We start from the raw sequence: 21151 nt of genomic DNA, 5'->3' as shown, positions 1-21151 counted from the left end.
AGGCAAGTCAGATGAACTTGCCTTGCTGTGTAACGAAACCAGTTTAGTTGGCAGCATCATCATCATTGGTTTGTGGCGCGACCGTATCTGGTACAACACTCATACTCGGAACAGTTTGTTGTACTGGTGGTGCGGAAATAGGCGCAACTTCATGTTGTTCAGGTTTATCCAGTAAACCAAAACTCAAACGATTGGTCAGGCTGCGTTTTTCAGTTGGATGATCCGATGTTGCTTCTTCAACACCTGAGGTTTTCGATCCACGACCTAAAATACCCAGTGTTGCACGATTCCACCAGCTTCCCTCATGACGCGCTGCGCGCAAATCAACTTTACCATTAGATTTCACTAAATCTGGGTAGTTTAGTTTTAATACATTGGTGTATTGTTGACTAAGCTCTTGATCACCTAATTTGTCATAGGCATACGCTAAAGTTGCGAGTGCTTCAGGAGTTTGCGGTGTTTGTGGATAATGTTCAACAACCCATTGTGCGCGTTCAGCCGCCGCAAGCCAAGCCTGACGTTTTAAATTAAAACGTGCTACATTAATTTCATTTTCAGCAAGTTCTTGCTGAATATATTTCATGCGCTGTGCTGCATCGACCGCATATTCACTACTTGGGAAACGACGAATAAAGTCAACAAAATTTTGATAAGCCAGTTTTAAATAACTCACATCGCGATGTGACTGTTGTAATGAGGTATAGCGCAACAAGCTATCGTAATTGAGTTCCATGTTGGACACGCCACGTACATAGTAGGCATAATCGACATTAGGATGTTGTGGATTCAAGCGAATAAAACGCTCTGCAAGTGCAATCGCACCTTCATAATCTTTTTGTTGAAATTTGACGTACAGCAGATCAAGTTGCGCTTGTTGGGCGTATTGACCTGTAGGATAATAGGTATCGATTGCTTCTAAGGACTTTGCTGCGTCTGAATATTGTTTGCGACTCAGTGATTTTTCGGCTTTTTCAAAATAAACCAGTTCACTTGACTTAGGCCCAGTATCGACTACTTCTTTTTTTGGATTACTGCTACAACCCACCATTGCAGTCGCTACACCAAGAGAAAGGGCAAGCATGGTAATCTTATAATTTGGTAGCGACATAAAAACTCCTCTGTTATATACGGGCAATGAGCTACAATTGCGCTATTAAACCACTTTTATCAATTTGAGCAAATGACTTCAGCACAATCTTCTCATTCAAATCTCTCAGAAACAGACTTCTTACTTGAAGATTCTGAGGATGCAGATAATCATAATTCTGACACAACTGCAACACGTTTATCGTTGCAACAGCAGCTTGATGAAACTTATCTGGGACAACGCATTGATCAGGTCGCAGCCAGTGTGTGGAGCGACTTTTCCAGAGAACGCCTCAAACAGTGGATGAAAGATGGCCATTTGTTGGTAAATGGTAACATCGTAAAGCCCAAATATCGCTGTGAAGGTAATGAGTTATTGACCTTAAATGTCGAGCTTGAGGCTCAGACTACTAATCAGCCTGAAAATATTGCACTGGACATTGTCTATGAAGACGATGATATTTTAGTGATTAATAAACCTGTGGGCATGGTGGTGCATCCCGGCGCAGGCAATAGTTCAGGGACACTGGTTAACGCCTTGCTATATCACTATCCAAAATCGGCTGAATTAGCGCGAGCGGGACTTGTGCATCGTATTGATAAAGATACGAGCGGTTTATTGGTAGTGGCCAAAAATCTCGAAGCACAGTTTTCCTTAAGTAAACAACTGGCAGATAAATCGGTTTACCGCATTTACGATTTAATTGTTTATGGCAATATTGTGGCGGGAGGTACTATTGATGAACCGATTAAACGTCATCCAGTTGACCGTATTAAAATGGCTATTCTTCCGGGCGGGCGTGATGCGGTAACGCATTATAATGTCAAAGAGCGTTTCCAAAACTTTACGCGTGTACAGGCACAACTTGAAACGGGGCGGACGCATCAGATTCGGGTGCATTTTAGTTATATCGGCCATGGTTTGGTGGGCGATTCTGTCTATATGAATCGAGTTCGTGTTCCTGCGGGAGCAAGTGAACGTTTAAATATTACCTTACGTGCTTTCAAGCGTCAGGCTTTACATGCTTCCAAACTGGGTCTGGTTCATCCGCGTACTCGCGAAAATATGATGTTTGAAGCACCGTGGCCAGAAGATTTTAGTTATTTGGTTGAGGTCTTGCGTCAGGACAATGCGGCTTATTAGGTTTCTTTCGTAACTATTTAAGCCCTCTTTATTTTTTTCTAAGGAGGAAATAAAAGGGGCTTATGAAAAACTCCATTCAAGATTAAAGGAATCAGTTCATGAATTTTGTGCAGGGTTTACCACAAGGTGTTTATGTGGGACAGACCACCATTCAACATGCTGGAGCGCTGCCAAGTATTCATGCTGATTTAGCTGGATTTAATCTGGCTTTACATGTCAATGACGATCCTGAGCGTGTTCAGCAGCATCGCATGATATTGCTGAATGAGTTTGCCGAATATGGGGTTAATAAAATCACATGGATGACCCAAACCCATAGCACTATTTGCCATACTGTTAATGAACAAATAACATTTGATGCACTGGTTGGAGATGGATTAGTTACTCAAACCAAAGGTCATGCGCTGATGATGATGACGGCTGATTGTCTGCCTGTGGTTTTGGGCAATCGGGATGGTACAGAAGTTGCGAATTTACATGCAGGTTGGCGTGGTCTTGCGGGTGGAATGATTGAAAATACCATTGAAGCCATGCAAAGTGGCGCGACATGGGCTTGGCTGGGTGCTGCGATTAGTCAGCCCTGTTTTGAGGTAGGGATTGAGGTCAAGAAAACGTTCTGTGAAAAATACCCAGAACTGGATATAGCTTTTGAACAAGGCAAACAGGATGATAAGTTTTATGCGGATCTTTATGCCATTGCGCGTTATATCTTGGAGCAACATGGAATAGAGTTAATACTTGGCGGTGATCAATGTTCTTATCGTCAACAAGATGAATACTATTCTTATCGGCGTAATGCCAAAACAGGACGCATGGCGACATTCGTTTTTATCCGATAAAAGTGGTAAACTTTCAAAGTACTATCAGTTTGATTGATTTATGTCACTGCTCAAAAAATCACTTTGTATTGTTTATCATAGCCCTTATGGACATACTGCCAAAGTTGCGTCGTATATTGCACAAGGTGCAAAAACCTTAGCTATTGATGTGCATTTAATGTCGATTGAACATATTGACTGGGATGCTCTGGATGCGGCACACGGGATTATTTTCGGGTCCCCCACTTATATGGGAAGTGTTTCGGCTGATTTTAAAAAGTTTATGGATAGTACATCTAAGCGTTGGAAAAATCGTCTCTGGCAAGGCAAACTTGCCGCTGGCTTTGCAAATTCTGGTGGTCTAAGCGGTGATAAACTCGCAGTCCTTCAACAACTTAATATTTTCGCGATGCAGCACGGTATGCTTTGGTCTGGATTGCCATTAATGGCAACGGGTTCTACAGAAACAGATTTAAATCGACTTTCGAGTTGTTTAGGCTTGATGACTCAATCCGATAATGCTCCTGTTGAGATTACCCCGCCTAAAGGTGATCTTGATACTGCAATATGGTTTGGGGAGTATATTGCGGGTGTGCTCTATCGTTTAAATTGTGCAGAGAAAGAAAAAGCCTCCAAAAAGTAAATTCAGAGGCTTTTGTATTCATTTAATTGTTAATGCATCAAATTATTTATGCATTAACCTTGCCTTATCACGCTGCCAGTCACGGTCTTTTTCAGTCGCACGCTTATCGTGTTGCTGCTTACCTTTTACCAATGCAATTTCCAGTTTGACCAGATGACCTTTCCAGTAACAGGCTAAAGGTACACACGAATAACCTTTCTGATTGACTGCACCCATCAATTGTTCAATTTGTCTACGAGACAATAACAATTTACGGGTACGCGTTGCTTCGGGAACGATATGTGTGGATGCAGAAAGTAAAGGTTGAATCTGTGCACCAAACAAATAGGCTTCACTATTTTTAAAAATAATATAACTTTCGGTCAGGCTCATGCGGCCTGCGCGTAAAGATTTTACTTCCCAACCTAGCAGCGCAATGCCTGCTTCAAATTTTTCTTCAATAAAATAATCGTGGCGCGCGCGTTTATTCTGCGCAATGGTGCCGCCGTTATTTTTCTTCACTACTACTGCTTTCGCCATAATCTTAAAAATTCCAAAGTTAAGCTATTGTGCCTGAAACAGTGACAGAGGTGAAGTTTTTTCATTTTAATCAGGTGGCTTATTGATACGATGTCTTCGCTAAGAAATCAAGATTTGCTAGAATACAACTCTCAGAAAATAAACTAGAGTAAAAATGGATGACTAAAGCACGTGTTATCTATCCAGGTACATTTGACCCAATCACCAATGGACATATTGATTTGGTCACTCGCGCCTCACGAATGTTTGATGAAGTTGTGGTCGCCATTGCGATTGGACATCATAAGAACCCAGTCTTTAGTTTAGAAGAGCGTGTCGCGTTGGCCAAAGCCTCTTTAAGCCATTTACCCAATGTTGAGTTTGTTGGATTTGACGGCTTATTGGTCAATTTTTTTCGCGAACAAAATGCAACAGCAGTATTACGAGGTTTACGCGCTGTATCTGATTTTGAATACGAATTTCAATTGGCAAATATGAATCGTCAATTAGATTCACATTTTGAAGCCGTGTTTTTAACCCCGTCTGAACAATATTCCTTTATTTCATCGACTTTAGTTCGTGAAATTGCGCGTTTAAGAGGAGATGTCGCCAAGTTTGTCCCGCAAGCTGTGGTGGAAGCCTTCGAACGCAAACATCAACAAGGTTGGTAGAGTGTCACTCATTATTACTGATGAATGCATCAATTGCGATGTCTGTGAACCCGTATGTCCAAATGAGGCCATTTTTATGGGCGACGTGATTTACGAGATTCATCCAGACTTATGTACTGAATGTGTGGGACATTTTGATGAACCGCAATGTCAGTTATTTTGCCCTGTTGATTGCATTCCTAAAGATCCTGACCATGTTGAAACACATGGGGAGCTTTTGCAAAAGTATCAAAAACTAATTGATCAAAAAAGCACAAGCAATTAATCCAAATCTTTGCTACTATGCGCTCCTGAAGTGGACTGGACGGTCGCTGCTGTGGAGGTCTTCGTGACTGAAGCAGGGGAGGAAAGTCCGGGCTTCATAGGGCAGGGTGCCAGGTAACGCCTGGGCGGCGAAAGTCGACGGAAAGTGCAGCAGAGAGTAGACCGCCTCATTCGTGAGGTAAGGGTGAAAGGGTGCGGTAAGAGCGCACCGCGTGTCTGGTAACAGTTCACGGCATGGTAAACCCCACCAGAAGCAAGACCAAATAGGAATCCTGAGGTACGGCCCGTACTGGATTCGGGTAGGTCGCTTGAGCGTATGAGTGATTGTACGCCTAGAGGAATGATCGTCCTCGACAGAACCCGGCTTACAGGTCCACTTCACCAATTTTATGAAAAATTTGCTTGACGTATCTCAGATAACTTTGGATAATGCGCGCACAGTTTTCGGCTATGTAGCTCAGTTGGTTAGAGCACAGCACTCATAATGCTGGGGTCACAGGTTCAAGTCCCGTCATAGCCACCATTTAACAGACCATGCTCCTGCATGGTCTTTTTTTATGTCAATTTTCTTGGTTTATGTGAAAATTATTCAAATAATATTTATGGCGATCTTTTAAGTTATTGAATCTATAAATGCTTGTAAATTAATCAGGATGTCAATTTTCTGTGATTTTTTGTAGCAAATATTATTACTTTTGATTATCATTCTCATTTAAGTCTATTCATTCTTTATTTCTCCTGCAATTTATCAGGCCTAAAACTGCATAAATTAATTTATTGAATAGTAATTATTATCTTTAGTTTTATCATTTATTGGTGGGTTATGTATCGTCCTCAGAATCAGTTCACGTCCATAAATAAGGTCAATCCGCAAATTCGATTGAAACCGCACTATTTAGCGGTATGTCTTGGCATGTTGATGGTACCAGTCTCCACGAGTCTCTTGGCGGCAGAAGAAAGTAAAACGGCTGATTCAAATCACTATACTAAGCTTTCTGTTATTACGGTGTACGCTGAAAAGGAAGACAAAGTTCCCTCTTCTGTGACGAGCATTAGTCGAGATAATTTAGATCGCACAGGTGCAACAGATATGGCCAGTATTGTGAAATATTTGCCTTTGGTGAGTGCGCCATTTGCAGCCAACGGGGCGAGTGCTTTTTATGCAGGCTCAGGTACCAGTAGTTATAACATTCGTGGGATTGATGGTAATCGGGTAGGGCTAGATGTTGATGGTATTGATATCGCAGATGCAACTGTTGCGACTTGGACAGGTGCAAGTATGCGTAATAGTGCCGCAGGCCGTGATTATATTGAACCTGAAATGTTTCAAACAGTGAATATCCAATCAGGTACAACGGGTGCTTCAACAGATGGGATTGGTGGACGTGTTTCATTCAAGACTAAATCACCTGAAGATTATCTGATAGATGGGAAAAATGTAGCCGCTACTGCGAAAGCGGGTTATAGCTCGGCAGATGAAGCGTGGTTAAGTTCGGTTACAGGTGCTGTTGGGAATGATACGCTTAAAGCATTGATTGCTTATGCGCATCGTGATGGTAAAGAAATTCAGGGTAATTCGGATACCAAACAATTTCCTGCTGACTGGAAATCTGATGCCATTTTAGGTCGTATCATCTGGGACATTAATCAACAACATCAACTGGGTTTTACCGCGGATTATTATAAAAAGAAAAATGATATTAGTAAGTTGGATGGTTCTACCTATACAGGGATCACGTATGGAGATGGTACACAAAACCAAAATATTGAACGCGAACAATACAGTCTGGATTATCGGTTTAAGCCAAGTAACTTTAGTTTATTCGATCAGTTGAAAGCCAAAGCTTGGTATCAGGAATCACATAATGATACCCGTACGGGTTATAAAGCCGCGACTTATTATCGTGATGTCAATAATACCTTTAAAGAAGAAAATACGGGCATCAAACTCGATGCCGAAAAATATCTTGATGTGCATCATTTTGAATATGGTCTGTTAGTAGATCAAAAGAAATATTCAAGTGATCGTAAAGAATTGCGTAATGGTGCTCCAACTTCATCAACTTTATATCAGGGAAGTTATTTGTCTGATTCTAAAGTCAATCGTTACGCTGCCTATGTGTCAGATAGCATGACTTTTGATGTGTTCGATCGTGCTTTAAGATTGACCCCGTCTTTACGTGCAGAACGCCAAGAAATTAAACCAGAGAATTCAAATTATTCAGGTTTTTCTGATAAAGATTTCAATTATTTATCGCCGGGATTGTCACTGAGTTATCAGTTAACGCCTTACAATTATACTTATGCGAAATACACTCGTGGTACACGTGTTCCAAGTGCAACAGAGTTAGGCAGTTATTTCCAGACCACGTCTACCAATTCATATTATTTGGCTGGTAATTCTGATTTAAAAGAGGAAACCAGTGATGCATTTGAGATAGGGCTAAGAAATGATTCGATTGAAGGGATAAAACTGGATTTAACTGGGTTTTATACCAAATACGATAATTTCATTGATTATAAATCTTTACCAGCATCTGAATGTACCGTTTCAGGCGTGTTTTTATGTTATGAAGCAGAAAATCTGGCACAAGCTGCAATTTGGGGCGGGGAGCTTTCTACACGTGTAGATCTTGGACATTTTATTCATGATGCAGATGGTTTTAGTGTAGCCTTGGTTGCAGGTAAAACCAGAGGCCGCGCCAAAGATAACGATGGCAAAAAGAGTGGGGTAAACTCTGTTACTCCTGCGAAAGCCAGTCTAACACTTGCTTATGATGATCCTGAGCATGTCTATGGTCTTGGGTTTACAACGACTGCTGTGGATAGTAAAACCGCATCGCAGGATGTGAGTACCTATTCAACCAACTCAAACTATATTCCTGTGAAAGGCTATACCGTATTTGATTTGTCCGCTTATTGGAACGTCAATAAAAATATGAAATTCAATGTCTCTTTAAATAACATTTTTGACAAAACCTATTGGAATTATTCAAGTGTAGGCACATTAAATACCGCGACTAGTACCAGTGGAAGCATTAATACGTTGCGTGATCGTTCTGCTGAGGTAGGCCGTAATGTGGTCGCAAGTGTTGAATTTAAATATTAATTATTATCAGAAATCGTTTAGGACATCATCATGAAACACATTAAATTTACCCTCTTGGCTTGCAGCATTTTTAGCTCATTTGTAATGGCTGCTCCAGATCATCAGATTGAAGCACAGGCTTATGGCCTTTATGCCTTGTACCATCCACAAGATAAAAATCCAGACAATGTAACCTTTGTTAAAAACTACGCGGCTGATTATGCAGATTTATTTAAAACCCAAAAGCAAGTGAATCAACAACAATACGTGCAGTATGAACAAGCCAGACTGGAGCCTGTATTAAAGCAGCGCCGTGAGATGTCGTTGAAACAGGCACATGTTCGTTTTGGTGTATTAAATACCAATAAAGACGACAAAATTACCTTAAAGGAATATCAGGAAATTGGCCATAAAACCTTTAATCAATTTGATAAAAATCAGGATGGTATTATTACTGCCGAAGATGCCAAGAACGAGGCCACCGCAACAGGGACACATGATGGCTTTAAAGTAAAATCTCCATTGTCGATGCCAATGGCAGCGGATGTGAATGAATTTATTCAAATGTATGCCAATAACAATAAAAACTATGTGACCTTAGGCGACTATTTAACCCATCGTGATCAACAATTTTTCTTAACGGATAGTAATAAGGATCTCAGCCTATCTGAAGATGAATATGTGGGTGAATTTACTCAGCGTTATGACGAGCATTTGGCTCAGGCACGTAAACAATATAACGAGTTTTTTAATCAGCAATTCCAAAATATCAGTCATGGCAAAACCACAATTCAGGACAAAGATATTAAAACTTTTGCAGCTCGTGTATTGAAAGGAATTTAACTGAAAATATCATTTTGTGATGTTTTGAGAATCAATACTTGGCCGTTTTTGTAGATTAGTTTAAGCAAAAACGGTCAAAAAATTGTGCTGTAGATAAAATTAAGCTGAACCAAAAATAAAAAAAGATAAATAGACGAACTGGAACATAAGAATCGAATTACTCTTGAATCGCATCTAAGATTAAATTGACGTTTAAACGATCACGGCATTGTCCGACAAAATCTTCAATTTTCTCAGTTTTATATTGTTGAAAATCAAAACCCTGATAATCATTACAAATTGAATGTAAGTATTGCGTACGAAACGTATTGTGATCAAAGATTTGATGAATAAACGTGCCCTGAATATATTTATCTTGAAAATACAGTGGATATTTGTGGCTTACCCCATGATGCATTTCAAATCCTTCAATCTGCATACCAAAAATTGGATAGGACTGTTTGCTTAGAATTTTATCTTGAGTGAAGTGAATATCATCATTTATCAAGCTTAGACCTGTCGCGATGGTTGGCTGTGGGTTTTCAATCTGATGAGGATCATATAGCTGTTGAAATAGCATTTCATAACCACCGCAAATGGCAAAAATCGCTTTTTTACGTTGTTGCAGTTGTTCAAATAAGCCATTTTGTTTTAACCAGTTTAAATCCTGAATTACTAATTTTGAGCCGGGAAGTATCACCACATCAAAACGTTCTAAAGAAATCGGGCTATGAATAAATTCCAGTAAAACCTCATCATCGGCAATCAAGGGTTCAAAGTCGTTATAATTACTCATATAAGGATAGGCAATGACGCCAATCGAGATTTTCTGCTGACCAGATTGCTGTACAAAATTTTGCAGACTGGCATTGTCTTCAAAACCCAGATTAAACGGCATATAGGGCAAAACGCCTAAAACTGGAATTTTAAATTGTTCCTGAATAATATCGATGCCCGCATCAAATAAAGACAAATCACCACAAAATTTATTGACGATCACACCAATGACGTTGTTACGTAGGTGAGCGGGGAGTAAGTTATAAGTCCCCCAGATTGAAGCAAATACGCCACCTTTTTCGATGTCAGCGATTAAAATAATTTTGGTTTGATAGGTTTCAGCAATAAAAATATTAGAAAGATCTTTGTCCATTAAGTTAAGTTCGACTGGACTGCCTGCACCTTCTGCGACCACGCAATCATAACGGTCGGCCAGATAATCAAAACAGCGTTGTACCGCAGGTTTGAGTTGATCCAGATCGCGGTAATAGTCGAGTACATGCTGCTGTGAAATAACTTTGCCTTCCACGATGACCGAAGCACGACCATTTGAGCCAGATTTGAGTAATACAGGATTAAGGTGATGCGATGTTGCAATACCCAGAACTTCAGCCTGAAACGACTGGGCAATCGCAATTTCACTGCCATCATCACAGACTCTGGCATTATTCGAGACATTTTGTGCTTTAAAGGGCGCAACCCGTAAACCTGTATCTTGTAAGATTTTGGCAATCACAAAGGTCATGGTGGATTTTCCAGCATCGCTAGAAGTTCCAAAAATTGAAATATGTCTCATGCTGATATGCTTATCAATAAAATCGGGTAGGCAGAAAGGGGTAGCCTACGGCATAATACGTTATTTTTACGATCAACGTAGTGGTCAAATGCAGGCTACACTGTATGTTTTGTATATGATTAAATCAGATATACATATGAAAAAACATGCAAAGTAAGTATTGTTTAAATCACTATAATGAATATCTATTTCCAGATCTAGCATAAGGCCAATCTGGAGAGCTATGTCGAATTTTCAATTTGGAGTTGTTATGGCACTCGTTCCTCCATATGGTGGCGCAAGTTGTGACGAAAAACTACTTGGCGGCTTAATGATTAAAACGGACTGGAAAGGAGATGCACATGACTGAAGATAGATTAACCCATCTCAAGCAGCTTGAAGCTGAAAGTATTCACATTATTCGTGAAGTTGCAGCCGAATTTGAAAACCCAGTGATGCTTTACTCGATTGGTAAAGATTCTGCGGTGATGCTGCATCTAGCACTGAAAGCCTTCTATCCTGCAAAACTTCCATTCCCTTTATTACACGTCGATACAGGCTGGAAATTTAAGGACATGATTGCCTTTCGTGACAATATGGCTAAAACCCATGGCTTTGATTTGATCGTGCATCAGAACAAAGAAGGTCGTGATGCGGGCATCAATCCATTCGATCATGGTAGCTCGAAATATACCGACATCATGAAAACACAAGGCTTAAAACAGGCTTTGGACAAGTATCAGTTTGATGCGGCTTTCGGTGGTGCGCGTCGTGATGAAGAAAAATCACGTGCCAAAGAACGTGTTTATTCATTCCGTGATAGTAAGCACCGTTGGGATCCTAAAAATCAGCGTCCAGAGCTTTGGAATCTTTACAATGGTAAAGTAAACAAGGGCGAAAGTATTCGTGTATTCCCATTGTCAAACTGGACTGAACTGGATATCTGGCAGTATATCTATTTAGAAAATATTCAAATCGTTCCTCTTTATTTCTCTGCGGTTCGTCCTGTGGTTGAGCGTAGTGGTACGCTGATCATGGTCGATGACGAGCGCATGCGTTTAAAAGAAGGCGAAGTTCCACAAATGAAATCGGTACGTTTCCGTACGCTCGGCTGTTACCCATTAACGGGTGCGGTGGAATCTGAGGCAGATACCTTGCCTGAGATTATTCAGGAAATGCTTTTGGCCACAAGTTCTGAACGTCAAGGTCGTATGATTGACCATGATGAAGCGGGCTCAATGGAAAAGAAAAAGCAGGAAGGTTATTTCTAATAAATCTCCCCCAACCCCTCTTAAAAAGAGGGGAGCTTAGGAAAAGATTTCAGAATTTGTGGAGTTAGAGCATGTCTCATCAGTCAGATCTTATTAGTCAGGACATTCTGGCGTACTTAAAACAACATGAGCAAAAAGACTTATTACGCTTTTTGACTTGTGGTAATGTCGATGATGGTAAAAGTACCCTTATTGGGCGTTTGCTTTACGATTCAAAATTGATTTATGAAGATCAATTGCAGGCGGTGACCCGCGACAGTAAGAAAGTCGGTACGACAGGTGAAGCACCTGATTTAGCGTTACTTGTCGATGGTTTACAAGCTGAACGTGAGCAGGGCATTACTATTGATGTCGCGTATCGTTATTTCTCGACCGAGAAACGCAAATTCATCATTGCTGATACCCCGGGACATGAGCAATATACCCGTAACATGGCCACTGGTGCTTCAACAGCAGACCTCGCGATTATCCTGATTGATGCCCGTTATGGTGTTCAAACTCAAACCCGTCGTCATACTTTTATTGCCAGCTTATTGGGTATTAAAAATATCGTCGTTGCCATTAATAAAATGGACTTGGTTGAGTTTTCTGAAACGCGTTTCAACGAAATTCAGGTTGAATACGATGCTTTTGTCAGCCAGTTGGGTGATCGCCGTCCAGAGAATATTTTATTTGTCCCAATTTCAGCTTTGAATGGCGATAATGTCGTAAATCCATCGGAAAGTACGCCGTGGTACAAGGGTCAAACCTTGATGAACATTTTGGAATCTGTGGAAATTAAACGTGAATCCAATAAACACGAATTTCGTTTCCCTGTTCAATATGTAAATCGTCCAAATCTGGATTTCCGTGGTTTTGCCGGTACGATTGCACTCGGTGAAATCAATGTAGGCGATGAGATTGTTGCATTGCCATCGGGTAAAAAATCGACGGTCAAAGAAATCGTAACTTTTGATGGCAATCTAGAACAGGCGATTGCAGGTCAAGCCGTTACCTTGACGTTAAACGATGAAATTGATATTTCTCGTGGGAACATTTTAGTCCGTGCTGGTGAACAGCCATTGATTTCACGTAGTGTACGTGCCTCTGTGGTGTGGATGACTGAGCATCCTTTAGTCAAAGGTAAGCTGTACAATGTCAAAATTGGAACACAGACTGTTCCTGCTAAAGTGACTGAAATTCATTATCGTGTCAATGTGAATACCCTTGAGCATACTCAAGTGGAAGAGCTTGAGCTGAATGCAATTGCAGATGTAACAGTCGAGTTTGATGCACCAGTGGTCTTTGATCGTTATCAAGATTCCCGCTATACAGGTTCTTTCATCTTTATTGACCGTTTAAGCAATGTAACGGTTGGTGCTGGTATGGTTGAAGCGGCGGTGGAATGGACTGCGAGCAACAATCCTGTGACTGCCGAAGACCGTGCAGCGCGTTTGGGTCAAAAACCTGCGGTGATTGGTGTTTCAGCGAAAATCCTTGAAAAAGCACAAGCACTTGAAAGCTTGCTGATTCAGCAAGGTGTCGTGGCGATTGCCAAATCAGATTTGACTGCTGATCAAATCAACTTACTTCGTGAAACGGGTATTGTGGTGATTACAACCGTTACAGAAGCGTCAGATGCAGATGTTACGGCTGAGACTGTAGAAGAAGTAGTCGATCAGGTGGTGGAATTGGTTCGTTTGTAATGAAACCAATTTGAAATTGATAAACCCGCGTAAGCGGGTTTTTTATGATCAAAATTGAGCTCAATTAAATTATTGTATATACAATAAAAAAAGTCCAAACAGGAATAAAATATTGATAGATTCAGCAAGAGAAAACTGACATTTTAATTCTGCTTTGACATCGCTTTTATGCGACAATAGTTCTTTCATTTTTGCAGAGACTTCCATGACCGACCAATCTCCTGAATCTTTAACGGATATCGAAATTTTAGATATTTTACAGTCAATGAAAAAAGATGAGCTTGATGTTGAAGCGAAAGAGATTATCCGTAATGGGGGCAAAGCGGGTCGACAAGAAGCACATAAACAAGCACTTGTAGCTTTAAACCATAGTTTTGAAGAAAAATTTGTAGAGGCTGTGACGCTGGCATTGGAATTGAATCCTGCACAAGCAAAGAAAATTCGTTATAAGAAAGACCGTATTCGTATTTTGAAAGCACGTGGTATAGATTATATGGCGATTGATGGTGCCGAAACAGCACAGGTTTTAGCACAAATCGCACAAGCCATCACTCGTGAAGATGCGATTGTCACCAAAGATTTGCATAATATTTTCCCGTTCTGGAAAGAAGGCTGGCCGATGGTGCAATTTGATAGTGCTTACAAAATTTTGTCAGAAGATATTCAATTACACTATGGGGCATTAATTAATGCATTGATTGCGCATTGATTGAAAAAAGTGAGAGAGATTCAATATTTTCTCTCTCACGAATTAGTCTTCAATTAAACTTTGATCTTCCAGTTTTTCCAAAATCCGCGTAACCAGTAATTGGTCAATTTTGTAATGATCGACATCGACAACTTCAAATTTGAAACCACTAAACTCGACACTATCGGCAGGGCGCGGAATTTTACGCAGTTGATACATCATAAAACCTGCCAGCGTTTCATAGTTTTCTTCATCTGGCATTTCATCAATTTCGAGTGCATGTTTCAGGTCTTCGATTGGCGTACTGCCATCAATCAGCCATGAATTATTATCACGCTTAATGATCTGCTGATCTGCTTCAATAGGGGTAACCCAATCGCCCATCACCGTAATCATAATATCGCTTAAAGTAATCACCCCGACGACTAAGGCATATTCATTAATGACCACTGCAAATTTTTCTTTGGTCGAACGAAATCTGTCTAAAACCTCAGAAAGCGTTAGCGTATCTGGAATAGTCAATACAGTACGGATGGTATTTTCTTTGAGCTGAATCAAGGACTGGCTATTGAGAATACGCACCAAAATATCTTTAGCATCGACATACCCAATCACCTGATCAATATTATCATTACACACCAAAAACTTGGAATAAGGATATTCTGCCAGTTTTTGACGAATACTTTCATCGGACTCATCAAGCGCAAAATACACGATATTTTCACGTGTCGTCATACTTGAAGGAACGGTGCGCTCTTCAAGTTCAAATACATTTTCGATAAAATGATGCTCTTGTTTTTGCAAGACACCCGCTTGAGCACCTGCTTCCATCACCGCAGAAATATCATCAAAGGTAATATTATCATCACGCGTGGTATTCACTTTAAATAAACGAAATAGCAAATTGGCAATCGCATTGATAAACCATGCTAAAGGTTTACAAATTTTGATAAATACCTGAATCGGATTGATGACCGAGACTGCAATTTTTTCGGGTGCAATCATCGCCAGACGCTTTGGCATCAGATCGGCAAATAAAATAAATAGGGAAGTAACAAAGGTAAAGGAAAGTACAAATCCAATCGTTTCTGTCCACGGCCCATCATAGAAACGGTCGACCAGATGGACGAAAAATGGACGAAAAGCTGCTTCTCCCAAGATACCGCCAAGAATAGCGACGGCGTTGAGACCGATTTGAGAAGCTGCAAAGAAATCAGCCGATTGATGCTGAAGATCAAGGACTTTTTGTGCGCGTTCATCGCCCGATTCAGCAAGAATTTTTAATTTTACTTTACGAGCACCCGCCAGCGCGATTTCAGTTAAAGATAAAAAACCCGCCGCGATAATCAGTATGGCAATGATAACGACGTTTTGAAAGAGGCTCACAGTTCACCTGTAGTCATTCGTTATTATGAGAAAGTTTTAACACAACAAGAAAAAGCGAGGTAGTCGAAACTACCTCCGTACGAAATTAAGTATAAGCTTGAAAATAGAAGAAATTAACAAAAATTTATTTTAATAATGCGAAAACTGCGAATTATTTGTTAAAAACTCACGATTTTCTTCTTCAATCATCTGACGCGCCACAAATAAAATCAATTGGCGCAACCAGCGATGCGCAGGATGATGATGCAATAGAGGGCACCATGCCATCTTAAGTTCAAACTCAGGAATATAAAATGGAGGGTCTTTGATGAGTAATTTAGGATTATTGGCTTGTAGGCGCGCCATACGAGTAGGTAAGGTAGCAACTAAATCTACGTTTTGAGCCAATAAAGCTGGCATTTGATAATGTCGGGTAAACACTGAGATTTTGCGTTTTTGTCCAATTCGCTCTAATGCCTGATCAATCCAGCCTAGACCTGCCTGTTTATCAGGATTAATCCCAAAGCCAACGCCCATGCCTGTTTTAGAAACCCAGATATGTTGGGCATCCAAATAATTTTTGAGGTTGAGGTGCTGTGCTGCTGGATGTTTATCATTGAGTAAACAACTGAAGCTATCTCGCCAAACTAAGACCTGATGGAAACTTTGTGGAATTTCATTAAATCGATTAATCGCAAGATCAACTTTACCCTGTTCCATATCGCGATAAGACACATCGCTTGGGGTTAGAAAATCCAAAACAACGTTGGGTGCTTCTGAACGCAGGGCTTTGACCAGACGAGGAACCAGTGTTGCCTCCGCATAATCGGAAGTCATAATCCGAAACACACGATTACTGGTATAAGGACGAAATTCGGTACGAGGCTCCAAAATCATCGAGAGATCAGAAAGCGCATCGCGAATACGTGGTTGTAGTTCAAGCGCACGTTCAGTTGGAGTCATGCCTTCTGAGGAGCGGATCAAGAGGGGATCATTAAATAAATTGCGAAGTCTACGCAAAATATTACTCATCGCGGGTTGGGTAACGCCCAATTGTTCGGCTGCACGAGTGACATTTTTTTCGCGAAGAAGCACGTCAAGATAAATTAATAGATTAAGATCTACCCGCTCCAGATTCATAAAAAAAATACCGAAAATAAAATTATGAAATTGCGAATGATTATGCCATAGATGAAACTATTTGTGTAAAAAAACGCTGCAAAAAACAGCACCTCATCTCGCTCAGCCTAAACAATAGTGAGGCTTTAAAAAATTCAAGCAAGAGATGAAAAACATTGCATGGCCTTTTCATTCAAATTAGAAAATCTGAATGAATATCTGATTTTCATTCTTTAGCTTTCGACTGTAACAAGCCTGATTGACCTTCACATTGGCAAATTTTTACTATTTTTTACATTTATCGATGCTTCAATGAGTAGCAAGATCTCAGTTGAAGACATTAAAAAACGCTTAAATTATTTGGTTTAAACAGTTTTATGAATCTTTGATTTTTATTTATTCTAATAAAATCAAAATCTTAATATTTTGAAATATAATTATAATACGACTTTAATCTATATATTTTTTTAAAAAATACTGAAGATTAATGGAGGATATTGGATTAATTTTTTAGCTCAGACTAAGCTGTGAGCATATTGATGAAGTGACTGAATTATAGTCGAGTCAAATAAACATGACTGTTCAGCATGACATCTTTTCGATGAAATCCTAAAAAGGAATATATCATGACATATCAATCAGCTCTTGAGCACGTACGTGCCGTAAAAAATAAATTAGGTGGCACTTGGGATGCGATTCGTCCTGAAGACGCTGCTCGCATGATCGTTCAAAACCGTTTCCATACTGGTTTGGACATCGCTAAATATACAGCTGCTATCATGCGTAAAGATATGGCTGAATATGATGCTGACAACAGCAGCTATACTCAATCTTTGGGTTGCTGGCATGGTTTCATCGCGCAACAAAAAATGATTGCGAACAAAAAATATTTCGGTACAACCAACAAACGTTATATCTACCTTTCTGGTTGGATGGTTGCTGCACTTCGTTCTGAATTTGGTCCACTTCCTGACCAATCTATGCACGAAAAAACTGCTGTGCCTAAGTTGATCGCAGAAATCTATACATTCTTGCGTCAAGCGGATGCAAAAGAACTCAACGATTTGTTCCGTGCTTTACAAAAAGCTGAAGCGGCTGGTGATTCTGCAAAAGTGAAAGAAATCGAAGCGTCTATCGACAACTTCGAAACTCACGTTGTGCCAATCATTGCCGACATCGATGCTGGTTTTGGTAACGAAGAAGCAACTTATTTGTTGACTAAACAAATGATCGAAGCGGGTGCTTGTGCAATCCAAATCGAAAACCAAGTTTCTGATGCGAAACAATGTGGTCACCAAGCTGGTAAAGTCACTGTTCCACACGAAGACTTCCTTGCAAAAATCAATGCTGTACGTTATGCATTCCTTGAGCTTGGTGTTGACGAAGGTGTAATCGTTGCACGTACTGACTCTGAAGGCGCTGACTTGACTCAAAAGATCCCTGTATCTAAAGAGAAAGGTGACTTGGCTTCTCAATACATCAGCTACTTAGACACTCAAGAAATTGATATCGCTGATGCTCAAGAAGACGAAATCCTGATCAAACGTGATGGTAAATTACACCGTCCAACTCGTTTAGCTTCTGGCTTGTATCAGTTCCGTGAAGGCACTCAACATGACCGCGTTGTACTTGACTGTGTAACGAGCTTACAAAACGGTGCAGACATGATCTGGATCGAAACACCAACTCCAGACGTTGCTGGTATTGCTGGTTTCGTAAATGACATCAAAAAACAAGTTCCAAATGCAAAACTTGTTTATAACAACTCTCCGTCATTCAACTGGACGTTAAACTTCCGTCAACAATCTTATGATCGTTGGGTTGCTGAAGGTAAAGACGTTTCTGGTTATGACCGTGCGAAGTTGATGAGCGCTGAGTACGATAACTCTGAATTAGCTGCTGATGCTGACGAAAAAATCCGTACTTTCCAAGCTGATGCTGCACGTGAAGCGGGTGTGTTCCACCACTTGATCACTCTACCGACTTACCACACTGCTGCTCTTTCTACGCATGAGCTTGCGAAAGGTTACTTCGGTGAAGAAGGTATGTTGGCTTATGTTGCTGGCGTACAACGTAAAGAAATCCGCGGTGGTATCGCATGTGTTAAACACCAAGCAATGGCTGGTTCTGACATCGGTGATGACCATAAAGAAATCTTTGCTGGTGAACAAGCGCTTAAAGCAGGTGATGCGAGCAAAAACACCATGAACCAATTCGCTCACTAAGTCGAATGGTTTAAAAAAAACCCTGCATTAGCAGGGTTTTTTATGAGATGAAAAATGAACTAAATTATTAAAAAATAAAGAATAATCAATCTATTAAACGATTCAAACGTTGCTGAATAATTTCGTGTGCTTCAGTCATAATGCCTTGAATGAGATCATGGCAGCTTGGAATATCATGAATTAGACCTAAAACCTGACCTGCGGAAAGTAAGCCTGCATCGACATCACCCGTTTCTAAAGCCATACGACCTTTTGCACCAGACACATAAGGACGAATTTCTTCAAATTGAATATCAGGTTTTTGACTCAGTTCTACCACTAGATCGGAAATACTGTTTTTTGCCACTCGAGTGGTATTACGGAACTTTCTAAAAATCAGGTTGGTTGAGCGTTCGTCCTGATTTAAATAGTACTGCTTAATTTTTTCATGAATGGGTGCTTCCTGCGTCATACAAAAACGCGTTCCCATATTGATGCCTTCTGCACCCAATGCCAAAGCAGCCACCAAACCACGACCATCGGCAAAACCACCACTAGCGATCAGCGGAATTTTGACTTGATCGGCAGCGGCTGGGATCAAGATCAGTCCAGGAATGTCATCTTCACCCGGATGCCCAGCACATTCAAAACCATCAATTGAAATGATATCTGCCCCCATACGCTGGGCAGAAAGCGCATGCCGTACCGACGTACATTTATGCAGCACCGTAATATGATGCTTTTTAAAATCTTCAATGTGTTCTTGAGGTTTATTGCCCGCGGTTTCTACAATCTTGACGCCACTTTCGATAATGGCTTGACGATATTCGGCATAAGGTGGCGGATTAATCGCGGGTAAAAAAGTCAAATTCACTGCAAAAGGTTTATCCGTCATGTCGCGGCAACGCTGAATTTCTTTGAGTAGGTCTTCAGGGCTTGGTTGAGTCAGGGCTGTCAATGTGCCAAGCCCTCCTGCATTTGAAACAGCACTTGCTAATTCAGCTCGTCCGACCCACATCATCCCGCCCTGAACGATAGGATATTCAATACCAAGTAATTCGGTTACACGCGTTTTCATTGAAGAGAATCCTTGTTTTTACTTCGATTTGATTGATAGTTTGATCTTACTATAGTGTTTTGTTTTTTATAATTGAATATGTATTTTTAGAAACTTTATTTCATTATGCGGTATTTGTAAAAATACCAATCACTTAGGATTGGTATTCAATATTTTATAAATCAGGACGTGTTAATGGCTTTCTTTTTTAAGAACATAAAGACCAGCCATCGCACCTTCGATTTTATTACCTTCCATATCTAAAGCAGTCGCGGTGTTTTCACCAATAAAGAATTGACGCTGATCTGGTTGAGTATCCAAAACAATTACTGAAGGTTTTTGTTCATCAAATTTAAATGTGCCTTTAGTTTCGATTGGCTTACCATCGCTTTTGCCACCTAGATAAGTTTCTTTTAATTCAAAAGTTTTATCCGCTTTTAATTCGAGCTCTGTTTGGATGCCTTCACAATCCGCACAAGGTAATTTGCCTTTATAATCACCCGCCCAATCTAGAGAGTTTTCAGCTGTATGGGCTGTATCAACAGCCGTTGCTGTTTCAGCAGGAGCGGAGGCAACAGGAGTTTGGTCAGCAGCAGAGGTCGTTGTTTCAGTCTGATTTTCTTTTTTTGAACATGCCACTAATAAAGTACTGGCAATTGCAATCGCAATAAGTGATTTTTTCATATCGATTTATCCAAGTTTTTTTAAATCAGAGATTAGCCTACAAAATTACACGTTCTGTAAATAGTAGCGATATGTAAGTAATTTGAACAAAATCATTGTTTTAGTATCAATTTAGTTGTGTTGTGTAGGCTTTCATCAATTGATGAGGCATCAGTCAGACGTGACACCACCTAAAGATTGGCATGCAGATTTATATAGTTGATATTGCTGTTCAACAACCTCATCAAGCGGCATATCAAACAGGCTTTCCCCTTGCTTATATTGTTCAATATAGTGGCTGGCTTTTTGTTTACTTACTGCTAAAGATTGCTGATGAAAAGTGTTGATATTACTTTGAGGCATCTCATGAACTTCAATATTTTTGCACTGAAAATGTTCAAGCATTTTTTCGGCACGTTTAATTTCACTCGAACTTCCAAGTAAGCAGCCAAATAATAAGCTACACGTGGCGATCACCAAGAAAAGTTTCATAAAAATTGAGTGAAAATAAAA

General features: G+C 40.2%; 19 protein-coding genes, 1 tRNA gene and 1 other RNA gene. 13 read left to right on the top strand and 8 right to left on the bottom strand.

Annotated features, from left to right (window positions below; all coding sequences use genetic code 11):
- Positions 1 to 43 precede the first annotated feature (43 nt).
- On the bottom strand, positions 44 to 1108 hold the full coding sequence (locus tag EGS47_RS03315; protein ID WP_004990617.1) for an outer membrane protein assembly factor BamD: 1065 nt from the start codon (positions 1106 to 1108) through the stop codon (positions 44 to 46).
- Positions 1109 to 1180: 72 nt separating this feature from the next.
- Between EGS47_RS03315 and rluD the strand changes: the two genes are divergently transcribed.
- The 3 genes from rluD (at position 1181) to EGS47_RS03300 (ending at position 3691) form a co-directional block, all read left to right on the top strand.
- Positions 1181 to 2230, top strand: a complete 1050-nt coding sequence (rluD, locus tag EGS47_RS03310) for a 23S rRNA pseudouridine(1911/1915/1917) synthase RluD (protein WP_004990616.1) — start codon at positions 1181 to 1183, stop codon at positions 2228 to 2230.
- A 98-nt stretch (positions 2231 to 2328) separates the two neighbouring features.
- Positions 2329 to 3069: a peptidoglycan editing factor PgeF gene (gene pgeF / locus EGS47_RS03305; RefSeq protein ID WP_125269182.1), complete on the top strand. Its 741-nt coding sequence runs from the start codon at positions 2329 to 2331 to the stop codon at positions 3067 to 3069.
- Positions 3070 to 3109: 40 nt separating this feature from the next.
- Entirely contained in the window at positions 3110 to 3691 is a 582-nt protein-coding gene (locus EGS47_RS03300) for a flavodoxin family protein (RefSeq protein WP_004990614.1), read from the top strand.
- Between the two features lie 42 nt (positions 3692 to 3733).
- Here the strand turns inward: EGS47_RS03300 and smpB are convergent, their stop codons facing one another.
- Positions 3734 to 4210: an SsrA-binding protein SmpB gene (gene smpB, locus EGS47_RS03295; protein ID WP_004990613.1), complete on the bottom strand. Its 477-nt coding sequence runs from the start codon at positions 4208 to 4210 to the stop codon at positions 3734 to 3736.
- Between the two features lie 158 nt (positions 4211 to 4368).
- Between smpB and coaD the strand changes: the two genes are divergently transcribed.
- From coaD to EGS47_RS03265, 6 genes are all read left to right on the top strand, one after another.
- Entirely contained in the window at positions 4369 to 4860 is a 492-nt protein-coding gene (coaD, locus tag EGS47_RS03290) for a pantetheine-phosphate adenylyltransferase (RefSeq protein WP_004990612.1), read from the top strand.
- 1 nt (position 4861) lies between these two features.
- Positions 4862 to 5125, top strand: a complete 264-nt coding sequence (locus EGS47_RS03285) for a YfhL family 4Fe-4S dicluster ferredoxin (protein WP_010588836.1) — start codon at positions 4862 to 4864, stop codon at positions 5123 to 5125.
- Between the two features lie 27 nt (positions 5126 to 5152).
- Positions 5153 to 5508: RNase P RNA component class A (rnpB, locus tag EGS47_RS03280), an RNA gene on the top strand.
- 62 nt (positions 5509 to 5570) lie between these two features.
- Positions 5571 to 5647: transfer RNA gene (locus EGS47_RS03275), tRNA-Met, on the top strand.
- Positions 5648 to 5947: 300 nt separating this feature from the next.
- Positions 5948 to 8233, top strand: coding sequence for a TonB-dependent hemoglobin/transferrin/lactoferrin family receptor (locus EGS47_RS03270; RefSeq protein ID WP_125269181.1), 2286 nt, complete (start codon positions 5948 to 5950; stop codon positions 8231 to 8233).
- 30 nt (positions 8234 to 8263) lie between these two features.
- Positions 8264 to 9055 (top strand): hypothetical protein, encoded by a 792-nt coding sequence (locus tag EGS47_RS03265; RefSeq protein WP_125269180.1) that lies wholly within the window; start codon positions 8264 to 8266, stop codon positions 9053 to 9055.
- A gap of 157 nt (positions 9056 to 9212) precedes the next feature.
- Here EGS47_RS03265 and EGS47_RS03260 read toward each other — a convergent pair whose 3' ends face one another.
- The gene (locus EGS47_RS03260) at positions 9213 to 10607 is read right to left on the bottom strand and encodes a cobyric acid synthase (RefSeq protein WP_026039948.1); all 1395 of its coding nucleotides are present in this window, start codon (positions 10605 to 10607) and stop codon (positions 9213 to 9215) included.
- A gap of 341 nt (positions 10608 to 10948) precedes the next feature.
- Here EGS47_RS03260 and cysD point away from each other — a divergent pair, with 341 nt between their 5' ends.
- The 3 genes from cysD to EGS47_RS03245 all read left to right on the top strand — a co-directional run bounded on the left by cysD (position 10949) and on the right by EGS47_RS03245 (position 14251).
- A complete protein-coding gene (cysD, locus tag EGS47_RS03255; protein WP_004990602.1) occupies positions 10949 to 11857 on the top strand; it encodes a sulfate adenylyltransferase subunit CysD in 909 nt (302 codons plus the stop codon).
- Between the two features lie 71 nt (positions 11858 to 11928).
- Positions 11929 to 13542, top strand: coding sequence for a sulfate adenylyltransferase subunit CysN (gene cysN, locus EGS47_RS03250; protein WP_005003074.1), 1614 nt, complete (start codon positions 11929 to 11931; stop codon positions 13540 to 13542).
- 205 nt (positions 13543 to 13747) lie between these two features.
- On the top strand, positions 13748 to 14251 hold the full coding sequence (locus EGS47_RS03245) for a hypothetical protein (RefSeq protein ID WP_005003075.1): 504 nt from the start codon (positions 13748 to 13750) through the stop codon (positions 14249 to 14251).
- Positions 14252 to 14293: 42 nt separating this feature from the next.
- On the opposite strand, the gene EGS47_RS03240 is transcribed toward EGS47_RS03245, so the two are convergent.
- A complete protein-coding gene (locus EGS47_RS03240; RefSeq protein WP_005003078.1) occupies positions 14294 to 15616 on the bottom strand; it encodes a hemolysin family protein in 1323 nt (440 codons plus the stop codon).
- Positions 15617 to 15745: 129 nt separating this feature from the next.
- Positions 15746 to 16735 (bottom strand): LysR family transcriptional regulator, encoded by a 990-nt coding sequence (locus EGS47_RS03235; protein ID WP_004990560.1) that lies wholly within the window; start codon positions 16733 to 16735, stop codon positions 15746 to 15748.
- A 605-nt stretch (positions 16736 to 17340) separates the two neighbouring features.
- Between EGS47_RS03235 and EGS47_RS03230 the strand changes: the two genes are divergently transcribed.
- Entirely contained in the window at positions 17341 to 18939 is a 1599-nt protein-coding gene (locus tag EGS47_RS03230) for an isocitrate lyase (protein WP_004990558.1), read from the top strand.
- An 85-nt stretch (positions 18940 to 19024) separates the two neighbouring features.
- On the opposite strand, the gene EGS47_RS03225 is transcribed toward EGS47_RS03230, so the two are convergent.
- The 3 genes from EGS47_RS03225 to EGS47_RS03215 form a co-directional block, all read right to left on the bottom strand.
- Positions 19025 to 19996: an NAD(P)H-dependent flavin oxidoreductase gene (locus EGS47_RS03225; RefSeq protein ID WP_005003079.1), complete on the bottom strand. Its 972-nt coding sequence runs from the start codon at positions 19994 to 19996 to the stop codon at positions 19025 to 19027.
- A 171-nt stretch (positions 19997 to 20167) separates the two neighbouring features.
- The gene (locus EGS47_RS03220; RefSeq protein ID WP_005003081.1) at positions 20168 to 20659 is read right to left on the bottom strand and encodes a copper resistance protein NlpE; all 492 of its coding nucleotides are present in this window, start codon (positions 20657 to 20659) and stop codon (positions 20168 to 20170) included.
- Between the two features lie 150 nt (positions 20660 to 20809).
- Positions 20810 to 21130, bottom strand: coding sequence for a hypothetical protein (locus tag EGS47_RS03215; protein WP_005003083.1), 321 nt, complete (start codon positions 21128 to 21130; stop codon positions 20810 to 20812).
- Positions 21131 to 21151: the final 21 nt, after the last annotated feature.

This window comes from Acinetobacter sp. FDAARGOS_515, assembly GCF_003938865.1.
Lineage (GTDB): Bacteria > Pseudomonadota > Gammaproteobacteria > Pseudomonadales > Moraxellaceae > Acinetobacter > Acinetobacter ursingii.
This window is presented reverse-complemented; position numbering and strand designations above follow the sequence as displayed.

Excerpts from the sequence above, each read along its gene's own strand:
- EGS47_RS03315 (WP_004990617.1), bottom strand. The coding sequence starts at position 1,108 with ATGTCGCTACCAAATTATAAGATTACCATGCTTGCCCTTTCTCTTGGT.
- rluD (WP_004990616.1), top strand. The coding sequence starts at position 1,181 with ATGACTTCAGCACAATCTTCTCATTCAAATCTCTCAGAAACAGACTTC.
- pgeF (WP_125269182.1), top strand. The coding sequence starts at position 2,329 with ATGAATTTTGTGCAGGGTTTACCACAAGGTGTTTATGTGGGACAGACC.
- EGS47_RS03300 (WP_004990614.1), top strand. The coding sequence starts at position 3,110 with ATGTCACTGCTCAAAAAATCACTTTGTATTGTTTATCATAGCCCTTAT.
- smpB (WP_004990613.1), bottom strand. The coding sequence starts at position 4,210 with ATGGCGAAAGCAGTAGTAGTGAAGAAAAATAACGGCGGCACCATTGCG.
- coaD (WP_004990612.1), top strand. The coding sequence starts at position 4,369 with ATGACTAAAGCACGTGTTATCTATCCAGGTACATTTGACCCAATCACC.
- EGS47_RS03270 (WP_125269181.1), top strand. The coding sequence starts at position 5,948 with ATGTATCGTCCTCAGAATCAGTTCACGTCCATAAATAAGGTCAATCCG.
- EGS47_RS03265 (WP_125269180.1), top strand. The coding sequence starts at position 8,264 with ATGAAACACATTAAATTTACCCTCTTGGCTTGCAGCATTTTTAGCTCA.
- EGS47_RS03260 (WP_026039948.1), bottom strand. The coding sequence starts at position 10,607 with ATGAGACATATTTCAATTTTTGGAACTTCTAGCGATGCTGGAAAATCC.
- cysD (WP_004990602.1), top strand. The coding sequence starts at position 10,949 with ATGACTGAAGATAGATTAACCCATCTCAAGCAGCTTGAAGCTGAAAGT.
- cysN (WP_005003074.1), top strand. The coding sequence starts at position 11,929 with ATGTCTCATCAGTCAGATCTTATTAGTCAGGACATTCTGGCGTACTTA.
- EGS47_RS03245 (WP_005003075.1), top strand. The coding sequence starts at position 13,748 with ATGACCGACCAATCTCCTGAATCTTTAACGGATATCGAAATTTTAGAT.
- EGS47_RS03235 (WP_004990560.1), bottom strand. The coding sequence starts at position 16,735 with ATGAATCTGGAGCGGGTAGATCTTAATCTATTAATTTATCTTGACGTG.
- EGS47_RS03230 (WP_004990558.1), top strand. The coding sequence starts at position 17,341 with ATGACATATCAATCAGCTCTTGAGCACGTACGTGCCGTAAAAAATAAA.
- EGS47_RS03225 (WP_005003079.1), bottom strand. The coding sequence starts at position 19,996 with ATGAAAACGCGTGTAACCGAATTACTTGGTATTGAATATCCTATCGTT.
- EGS47_RS03220 (WP_005003081.1), bottom strand. The coding sequence starts at position 20,659 with ATGAAAAAATCACTTATTGCGATTGCAATTGCCAGTACTTTATTAGTG.
- EGS47_RS03215 (WP_005003083.1), bottom strand. The coding sequence starts at position 21,130 with ATGAAACTTTTCTTGGTGATCGCCACGTGTAGCTTATTATTTGGCTGC.